Origin of the sequence: Nostoc sp. CHAB 5836 (assembly GCF_020829445.1) — a bacterium.
Lineage (GTDB): Bacteria > Cyanobacteriota > Cyanobacteriia > Cyanobacteriales > Nostocaceae > Nostoc.
In genome coordinates this window covers 1-8102 of record NZ_JAIVFV010000243.1, presented here as the reverse complement: position 1 = coordinate 8102, position 8102 = coordinate 1, and the positions used below count along the sequence as shown (strand labels likewise).

Annotated in this window: 9 protein-coding genes and 1 pseudogene; 6 read left to right on the top strand and 4 right to left on the bottom strand. The window is 42.6% G+C overall.

The window, feature by feature from the left end; genetic code table 11:
- On the bottom strand, window positions 1–184 hold a 184-nt coding region (locus LC605_RS29420), incomplete at its 3' end, for a hypothetical protein (RefSeq protein ID WP_229550977.1).
- 154 nt (window positions 185–338) lie between these two features.
- Between LC605_RS29420 and LC605_RS29415 the strand changes: the two genes are divergently transcribed.
- The 6 genes from LC605_RS29415 to LC605_RS29390 all read left to right on the top strand — a co-directional run bounded on the left by LC605_RS29415 (window position 339) and on the right by LC605_RS29390 (window position 5212).
- Complete coding sequence (locus LC605_RS29415; protein WP_229550976.1) at window positions 339–665, top strand: hypothetical protein; 327 nt, start codon at window positions 339–341, stop codon at window positions 663–665.
- Between the two features lies 1 nt (window position 666).
- Window positions 667–1080: a hypothetical protein gene (locus tag LC605_RS29410; RefSeq protein ID WP_229550975.1), complete on the top strand. Its 414-nt coding sequence runs from the start codon at window positions 667–669 to the stop codon at window positions 1078–1080.
- Window positions 1080–1772 carry a hypothetical protein gene (locus LC605_RS29405; protein ID WP_229550974.1) on the top strand — a complete coding sequence of 231 codons (693 nt, stop codon included), beginning with the start codon at window positions 1080–1082 and terminating at the stop codon, window positions 1770–1772. Before LC605_RS29410 ends, LC605_RS29405 begins: the two co-directional genes overlap by 1 nt.
- Before the next feature lie 66 nt (window positions 1773–1838).
- The gene (locus LC605_RS29400; RefSeq protein ID WP_229550973.1) at window positions 1839–3875 is read left to right on the top strand and encodes a hypothetical protein; all 2037 of its coding nucleotides are present in this window, start codon (window positions 1839–1841) and stop codon (window positions 3873–3875) included.
- A gap of 133 nt (window positions 3876–4008) precedes the next feature.
- Entirely contained in the window at window positions 4009–4410 is a 402-nt protein-coding gene (locus LC605_RS29395; protein ID WP_229550972.1) for a hypothetical protein, read from the top strand.
- Window positions 4411–4432: 22 nt separating this feature from the next.
- Window positions 4433–5212 carry a BRO family protein gene (locus tag LC605_RS29390; RefSeq protein WP_229550971.1) on the top strand — a complete coding sequence of 260 codons (780 nt, stop codon included), beginning with the start codon at window positions 4433–4435 and terminating at the stop codon, window positions 5210–5212.
- On the opposite strand, the pseudogene LC605_RS29385 reads toward LC605_RS29390, so the two are convergent.
- The 3 genes and pseudogenes from LC605_RS29385 to LC605_RS29375 form a co-directional block, all read right to left on the bottom strand.
- Window positions 5109–6068, bottom strand: a pseudogene (locus tag LC605_RS29385) (AIPR family protein); the annotation flags it as partial. The gene LC605_RS29390 and the pseudogene LC605_RS29385 sit on opposite strands and share 104 nt — an antisense overlap.
- 133 nt (window positions 6069–6201) lie before the next feature.
- A complete protein-coding gene (locus LC605_RS29380; protein ID WP_229550970.1) occupies window positions 6202–7053 on the bottom strand; it encodes an Rpn family recombination-promoting nuclease/putative transposase in 852 nt (283 codons plus the stop codon).
- 322 nt (window positions 7054–7375) lie between these two features.
- On the bottom strand, window positions 7376–7882 hold the full coding sequence (locus LC605_RS29375) for a DUF1993 family protein (RefSeq protein ID WP_229550969.1): 507 nt from the start codon (window positions 7880–7882) through the stop codon (window positions 7376–7378).
- Window positions 7883–8102: the final 220 nt, after the last annotated feature.

The window sequence follows — 8102 nt, the reverse complement described above, 5'->3', positions numbered from 1 at the left end:
GGTGCAGGATTGACATTTCTGAGACGGGCATCAAAGTAATAGTGATGGGCGGGAGTGTTTCATAAAACTGTTTCATGAAACGTTTCATGAAACGTTTCAACGGTTTCATCAGTGTTTCGGGGCGTGAAACACCATGAAACAGCATTCCGGCAGCGTGAAACATGAAACGTGAAACATGAAACACCAGACAATTCCTTGTTTGAAAGCCGTTATGAAGGGTAGTGTTTCATAAAACTGTTTCACAGCACTGTTTCACGAAACTGTTTCAACGGTTTCATCAGCGTTTCAGGCTCATGAAACACCGTGAAACAGCATTCTCGTAGCGTGAAACGTGAAACATGAAACGCCTTTTTGTTGCAACCGAAAAAAACCGTGTGACAGAAAAAACAGAAATTAAGGATATCAAAATGGCCCACCCCGTAGGATATTACTCCCTCTCTCACGACAATGCACTCATTAAAGATATGTGTGAAACATGGGGGGAAGGACTAGAGAAGATGAACGAATCGGACACACTCTGGTTAATTGCAAAAATCGCTCATCAAGCATGGGTAGAGTGTGAATCTTCTACCGCTCCTAGCAATGAAGCGGAGTCAGTATTTAAACGACTGCATGAGTTAAAGCAATGGGAGAAGTTTGCACTAATCAGCACAATGGTGCAGTGAAATGTACAAGAAGCAATTGTATCTAGCTTTGGCTGGTGTCGGGGTCTGCTTCTTGCCTTTCTTCATCCCTTTAATACCCAAGTTGGGGGCTTATGCAGAAGCCGAAAGATTAAAAGCCACCGAAGGATTAGAACGTCAGCGCATAGAAGAACGGGCAAAAACCAGTGATGCGTTATATGAAGCCGGAGTCATGCCCACAACTCGAAAACTGAGGATTACCAATTATTTTGACAGCAGTAAACGCAATCCCAGACCAGACACAACTCTTTATCAAGATGATGAAATTGTTGATGTTTTTGATGCTTCTGGGCGTTGTATAGGTCGGATTGAAGAAGGAATTTGGAAGTGGAAGTACAAAGACAAAGAGATTTGTAAAAGCGTTCAAAATATTAGACCAGTTAGGAGAAAACAATAATGACTATGGGTTCAGGCGCGGAAGGTAGTGAAGGAAAAGGTAAGAAACGATCGTTTGGTGAAATCATCGATTTTTGTGCCAAGGCAGTTGTAATGATTGTTGGTTTACCCATTAGAGCGGCTGCGGCAATTGTTAATCAGTTTGTTGCTAATGGGGGTGCGGGCCGTGCGTTAGTAGGAGGGATTTTGTTCATCGGTGGTTCTATGATTAGCGCCGATTCAACTTGGCAGTTAATTTTTCAGGGGTCTCCTTTATTCCCCTGGTTCCAGCCGGATTGGAGATGGTTTAACGTGCCACTTGCATTATTCAATCCATTTTTCTACCTAGCATTCATAATTTCTGTGGGTGTACAGGTGATTGAGGCTCATGCTCTACGCGGCAAGAATCCAGATTCAGCACGGCGAGAACTTCAAGACCACATGGCTTATGAGTTGGAAAGTAAGCCAAGTGGCAAGATTGATTTAGTTGGTCATCTGTGGGCAGATTATAAAACCGCAGGTACACGCGATCGCTCTAGTGCGGGGTTAGTTGTAATCGCGGTTTGGGTGTTTGATATTGTCACTACCTTTGCAGCTCGCAACCCATTCGAGTACACAGCCCCATTCATGATTTTGGGCTGCATCTTGTTTAACGTTGGAACAATGATGGCTGGTGAAATTGGGTTCGCCATCTGGCGGTTGACCAAAGATTAAAGTGAGTGCTGCTCAACAACTCTCTCTATTGAGCGGCTTCTTAACTCCTAGCGTGGCATTTCTTTTATGCATTGCAATAATATCCCAAAAATTACAACTAAGGAAACGGAACACTTACGCGAATCATACCCTAGCTTGTCTCACTTAGAAGCCGGGAATATCGCCCAATGGTTGCAGGAGAGAAAAGACCAATTATTTGAAATGGCACGGGTATCTGAGAACGAAGCAGACATGACCCGTGTACTTGGCTTGTTGGCTTCTGGGATAGGAGCGGTTTGTTATGCGGTGAACCCAATGGCACTAGTTGGTGGTTTAATTGGCGGTGCTGCGTGGCTATGGTTTGTTGTCGAACACTCGAACCGTACTAAAGAAATTGCGCCCATACCATTTGTGCGTGGCAACTTTATAGACGCTCTAGCTCGTACTGGGGACTATGATTCTAGAAGCAATTATCAAGCTCAACATCTTGTCAACACTGTTAAATTCCTAGAGCGACACGAGGCTGAAGAATACGCCTTTCTTCATGCCGAGTTTGAGAACATTAGCCAGTATTTAACGCAAGTTGAACCAGGCAAGCGTTTTTATGCTTATCGGTGGATGTTTGGTTGGTTTGGCAAACTCAAAGGACGACAATTGCCCACTATTGAAAGTATGGCTGATCACTTGCAGCATGTCACAATTGATAGCCGGGTAAACCATCAAGAGGTGAGGGCGATCAGCCAAACTCCAACTGAGTTACCATCTACTATAGATATCAAGCAGTTCCAAGCACAAGGCGTAGATATTCGGCAGTTACAGCAAGCGACCACACGATTGGAGGCATTAGCTGATGCTCCGATACCAGAGACTATAACTGCAAAGTATTTAGATGATGAACAGTCATTAGCTGATAATCCAACACCAGAGACTATATCGTCCGATATAGCTGCAAGTTCTCTAAATGATAACCAGCCATCAGCAGATGATTTGACGCTAGAAACTATAATTGCTTTGCCTTTGGCTCAGAGGGCGGATGCTGTAATTAAGGCTTTAACTAAAAGTGGTTTTTTGATTGAAGAGATGATGAGTTCTCAGGTTGTAGCGATCGCTGGCACTCAGCGAGGTGGTAAGGGAACCTTAGCAGCAATCCTGGCAACATTATCAACAGCGCTTGACCCCGGATTGAACACCCAATACTTTACAGCCGGGGTAGACGTTTACCCCTTTAGTTGCAATCTTATTTCTGCTCTTAAATACCCCGAAAAAGATGCAGACGGGGCAGATAAATTAGTCGCCCGTGACTTAGTTAAATTTCTTAAAGGGTTAGATGGAAGTGATCCTTACTCCCACAAAAACTTACTGTTAGTGATTGATGAGGCGATGCGGTTGCTGTCCCTACTTGATGAGAGTGATCGCACTTGGGCGATCCGATATCTGCTTTCTCGCTTCGCTAAGTGTGGCGGTACATTAATCATTGTGTTGCATGGCTCCAACTTAACTTCTGTGGTTGGCAAGGCCACAGCAGGGCTAGCAGATACTTTTAAAACCTCGATTAACTTTATTGGATGTGTTGCTAAATCTGTTAGTGCTGGTGGTTTACGCAAAATAAATGTTGCTAGTGGAGAGTATTTTAAAGCTAACCCTAATAACTTTGGGGAACCTGTTAACGGTGGCGACTTGGGCATGATTCCCGAATGGCTGAAAACTCATTTGCACCCCGGCAATGGGCAACCAGATCCAGCGAGAACATTACTTCAGTTCTTCCCGGAATTAATTCAGCAGCATGAACCGGCAGTTATGCCTAGAGGAGAGAAAATTGCACCGACAGGCGCAGTTAATCAGCTGGAGTCCATTTTTTCAAAGCCTTATCAAGAGCAAGAGGTGGAATTTCTGGAAATAGAAGAGATTAATATTTCTGAGGCTGATTTAGAACAGATTGTGGCAATTGTTGCGGCTACTGCTAATCCTCCAGCTTCTTTTGCAGCTATCAGAAACAGCCGCAAGTGGGGCGAAGAGAAAAAGAGTGTTCTTTACTTAAGAAATGCTATAGCACAATTGATTGAGAATAATCAATTGTGCGGAAACGAAAAAGAAGGTTTCAGCGTTTTTAACATTAACCAGTAAGTGTTGTAGTTCAATTTCCAATTCCAGACTACGTTCTGGGCATTACACTTCCGGTCGAGTTCCGGTAGTGGTCAGGAAGTGATTTCTTCAATTTTTTATCGCTCAAGAATAAAACACCAATTCGACTCACATAATGCGTAAATCCTTAACTAGATTTGAATATGCCTCTAACTGGTCAATCACTTGTAGACGCGTCTACAAATTGCAACCGCACTGCACTAATAATCCCTGGCATGGACGCGCTACTGTTGTGCATCACCTCAAATACAAGCGCTCTTTATTGCGCCGGATTTTGGGTATCTTTTTACTGCATTTCCCTCGTGCAAGCGTATCTGGTTACGAAATTCCGGGCTGGGATTGTGTAGGGGTATGCAATAGTTGCCATGAAAATTACTACGGTAGAAGTAGCAGTCGCACCTCAGTTCACTACCATCAAGTCTGGGTACAAAAAGGTGGATTAGATAATCATCAAACTTTCATTAAAGCTACGCTTCTGCGAATTAAATTTTGCTTACTTGCATTAACTCGTATTTAATTAATATTGGAGAAATTAAGTTATGTCAGGCCTATCAATTTTTGTGTTTGAGTCTCAAGAAGTTCGGTTCGTCGGTACACCAGAGAAACCAGAATGGGTCGCTGCCGATGTCTGTGCGATTCTTGAAATTAAGAATCCAAGTGATGCGTTAGGTTCTTTCGATGAAGACGAGAGGGGTCTAGCTAATGTCTATACCCCTGGTGATGACAACCCTCAAGGACAAGAAATGCTGACTGTGACTGAGCCTGGGCTTTACCGTCTGATTTTCAAATCGCGTAAACCAGTTGCCAAACGGTTCCAGCGCTGGGTCTTTCACGAAGTGCTTCCATCGCTACGGCGTACTGGCAGATATGAGATGCCCAAGCCAAACCAGCAACAAAATACTAAACCCACGCTTGACGAACTCGTGAACTTTGGGCAAAAGATTCTGTCTGGCACAAGGCTTAGTGCAGAACTCCAAACCATCACCATCCTTCGAGGTGTACAAGCGCTGTGTCCCGAAATAACCCCAATGGCACAAGAGTTGGTCGGAGCAATTCAAGAAATCGTTGCGACTCCCGACCGACATTTGTCTCCAACCGCAATCGGCGAATTATATGCCGAACGCAACGGACTACCCCAGCCCATAAAACCCCAAATAGTTAACCGTGTTTTAGAATTTGCTGGTTTGCAGACCAAGGAGGTTCAAATCAAGACTTGTAATCTTTGTCCAAAAATACACGATAGGATGCAACTATCGGTAGTGCCAAGTCCGTTGGCGCACCAAACCCAAAGGAATACCTACTATCTGGCAACAAAGTAGTTTTACGTATATCAATTGATGCTAAGTCGTTGATGCCCTTTCTTCTGGGATTGCTGATATGTTCTTGGATAATTTCATACAGTCTTTGCTCTATCCACAGAGCTTTGGGAAGCAGAGGTAGTAAAGTGGTTAATCTTTCCCTTTCCGTATCTGTAATATTACCTGCAATATGCATATTTGCTGGATGCTTGGCTCGTTTATTGCCATTGGGATTGTACTTGTTTCTGTCAAGGCAGTTAAGCAGCTTCAGCAAATGGGTAACATTACACTGGGCATTTCTGGGAGCGCCGCTTTGATTCTGGTAATAGGCGATGCGGAATTTTGTATTTTCTTTGGCTTCTAACTGGGTTAAATCCTCTTTGATGAATTTGTAATCACCCCTGGCGTTGATTTTGGAGCGGGAATCTACTGGCGTTGTGGTATTGCTTGCTAGGGCGATGTCTAGCGCCTCATTTTCAGAAAGTCCGATGTGAATCTTAACTTGGACTCTGGCAAGGGTTAGGTCGTACTTGTATTTTTTCGCTTGCTCAATTGCTAAAATTGTGTGACCGCCGTTGATAATCCCATCACTTCCCCCCTCGCTTGCTTCTAAAATTTGTAGTTCGAGTAAAGTTTTGTTGAGCTTACAGGAGTTTGCACACAGGGTTATTCCACTGTGACGGGAGAAGAATTTTTCTTGCTGGGTCGTCAGGGAGTCGAAGATTTGTCTGTAGGTGGCGCTTCTGCGGTTTGGTTCCCTGATGTTGGGTTCTAGGGGCAGGTCTGTGGGGAAGCTGTCTACATGGGCGGTGGCGATGATGCAGTTTGGGTTGGGTTGGAAATAGTTGTCTATTTTGATGTTCCAGGTTTTGGGCATGGTTTGTTTTCGAGGAAATTATACCTGAAAGTTACTCTATCTCGAAGTTTCTCTTTGTTTGGGTATTACCACAAGCCTAATCAAATGGTTGTCCCTAACGCGAAGAGTTCTCTTTTTATGTGTTAGCTCTTATTCACTTCCCTTCAAACAGTTGCACCTGTAACTGCTGCACTTGTTCTATATTTAGACCCGTTATTTGTGCCACTTCCTCTATGATCATTCCTCTTCGTAGTAAATTCAACGCAATTTCTTCTCTTGTTTTTTGAGCGCCTTCTCGTTCCCAACTTGTTACCATTTGTTTATATTCCTCCTTTTTGGTTAATTCCATTCTATCGGCTGTGACTTTAAAAACTTCCTCCTCCGTCGCATTCAGATCTAAATATACACCCACAAAACCAGAAATCAATTGCATTCGCGCTGGGTCTAATCTTAATGTTGTCAGCAACCGCAAACATTCTGCTTTCACCTGGGGACGTTCCTCTTTCCTGATATTCATCTTCGCCATCAGTGCTGCTGCAACTGGATTTGGCTGCGTTAAATAATCCCGCCAACTCAACTGATTTAACTGAATTGCCCTAAAATTAAAATCAAGTACATTTAAATCAGTAAATGTCACGCAGTGATTAGTCGATTCGGCGCGTTTCGGTTCATCAAAGGAGAAAATTACCACCGGATAAATCGGTAAATCGTACTTTTCATACAGCCGAGCAAAATACTTAAACATCCGCTTGGCAAATTCTGATTGAGTATAAGACTGATTCTCAACGTGAATTAAAAAGTAAGTATCTTGTTGTCCATACTTAACTTGTGCCAATAAATCAATCTCCTTTTTCTCCCCAGAAGTGACATCAGTAAAAACATCTTGGGGTAAAAAATGGATTGAATCTCTATCAATTTCCTGTGCTACTTGAGGCAGGAACAAATCGAGAAATTCAACAAAAAACGTAGATATTAATTCTTTGAAGAGGCGATCGTGATCAATCATGTGGAGAAGCAGGGAGTGGTGATACAGACGATACTATTGTTCTTAAGGTAAATTATCAATATGGGTGATCTGATAAATAGACGTAGGCATGACTTCATTTTTAATGATTGTTTGGCTCTTTCGTACTTGTCGTGCTAAATCTTTAATTAAAATTGATGAATTTGCTTTGAAATCAAGGCTTACAGGCACTTATAGCCGAAATTTTAGCAATCCGATCTAAAAGATAGCGAATAATGACTGTTATGATTGCCCAGCAAGGGTTTTAAGGTATTTTTCTAACTAATTTAGCACGCTAATTACGCAAGAGCCGATATTGCTCTGATTAAGGCTGACCAAGAAAGTCTCCTTTACCAAGTTCTACACCGCAGTGTCTGAGAATGTTATACGCTGTTGTGACATGGAAATAAAGGTTTGGTAAAACAAAATAGAACAGATATGGCATTCCTTGAAAAGATAAAGTATTGTCACGCATCTGTAAGGTAATTTCTCTCTCCTCTGAACCGTCGATTTGCTCAGGTTTAAATGTATTTAAATGAGAGATAGTTTTTTGAATGCGGTCAATAAGTTGAGGAAATGTAGTTTCATTGTCCTCAAATTTTGGTGCTTCTATAAGAGCTAGTCTTGCTGCACCTCTGTTTGCAATGTCAGAGGCAATTTGTACTTGTTTTGATAATGGAAACATATCTGGGGATAGGCGACTATTTATCAAGACATTCGGATCTATTTTTTTAGTTTCTGCATAAGCAGAACCTTTTTCAAGAATAGCTACAAGGTTATTCAGTGTGCGAATAGACACGGGTATTAAAGCTTGGTACATTGAAATGGTCATTGAGATTTCTCCAGAAAAAGTTCAAACGACTTTGGGCCGCCCCATCTAATATTAGGGGAGATTGACTGTAATCTGGTGTCAAAAGATTTATGTGAATGGCACTAAGAAAAGCCGAAATGCTTGCCAGATAAAGATTACAGCTTTTCATCAATGAATAGTGAGCGAATGGTCAAGCGATCGCTGCCGCATCAAACACAGCGAAATGGGTGGAGGGTGATGC

Coding starts and splice junctions, on each gene's coding strand:
- LC605_RS29410 (WP_229550975.1), top strand. CDS start 667: ATGTACAAGAAGCAATTGTATCTAGCTTTGGCTGGTGTCGGGGTCTGC.
- LC605_RS29375 (WP_229550969.1), bottom strand. CDS start 7,882: ATGACCATTTCAATGTACCAAGCTTTAATACCCGTGTCTATTCGCACA.
- LC605_RS29400 (WP_229550973.1), top strand. CDS start 1,839: ATGCATTGCAATAATATCCCAAAAATTACAACTAAGGAAACGGAACAC.
- LC605_RS29395 (WP_229550972.1), top strand. CDS start 4,009: ATGCGTAAATCCTTAACTAGATTTGAATATGCCTCTAACTGGTCAATC.
- LC605_RS29390 (WP_229550971.1), top strand. CDS start 4,433: ATGTCAGGCCTATCAATTTTTGTGTTTGAGTCTCAAGAAGTTCGGTTC.
- LC605_RS29380 (WP_229550970.1), bottom strand. CDS start 7,053: ATGATTGATCACGATCGCCTCTTCAAAGAATTAATATCTACGTTTTTT.
- LC605_RS29405 (WP_229550974.1), top strand. CDS start 1,080: ATGACTATGGGTTCAGGCGCGGAAGGTAGTGAAGGAAAAGGTAAGAAA.
- LC605_RS29415 (WP_229550976.1), top strand. CDS start 339: ATGAAACGCCTTTTTGTTGCAACCGAAAAAAACCGTGTGACAGAAAAA.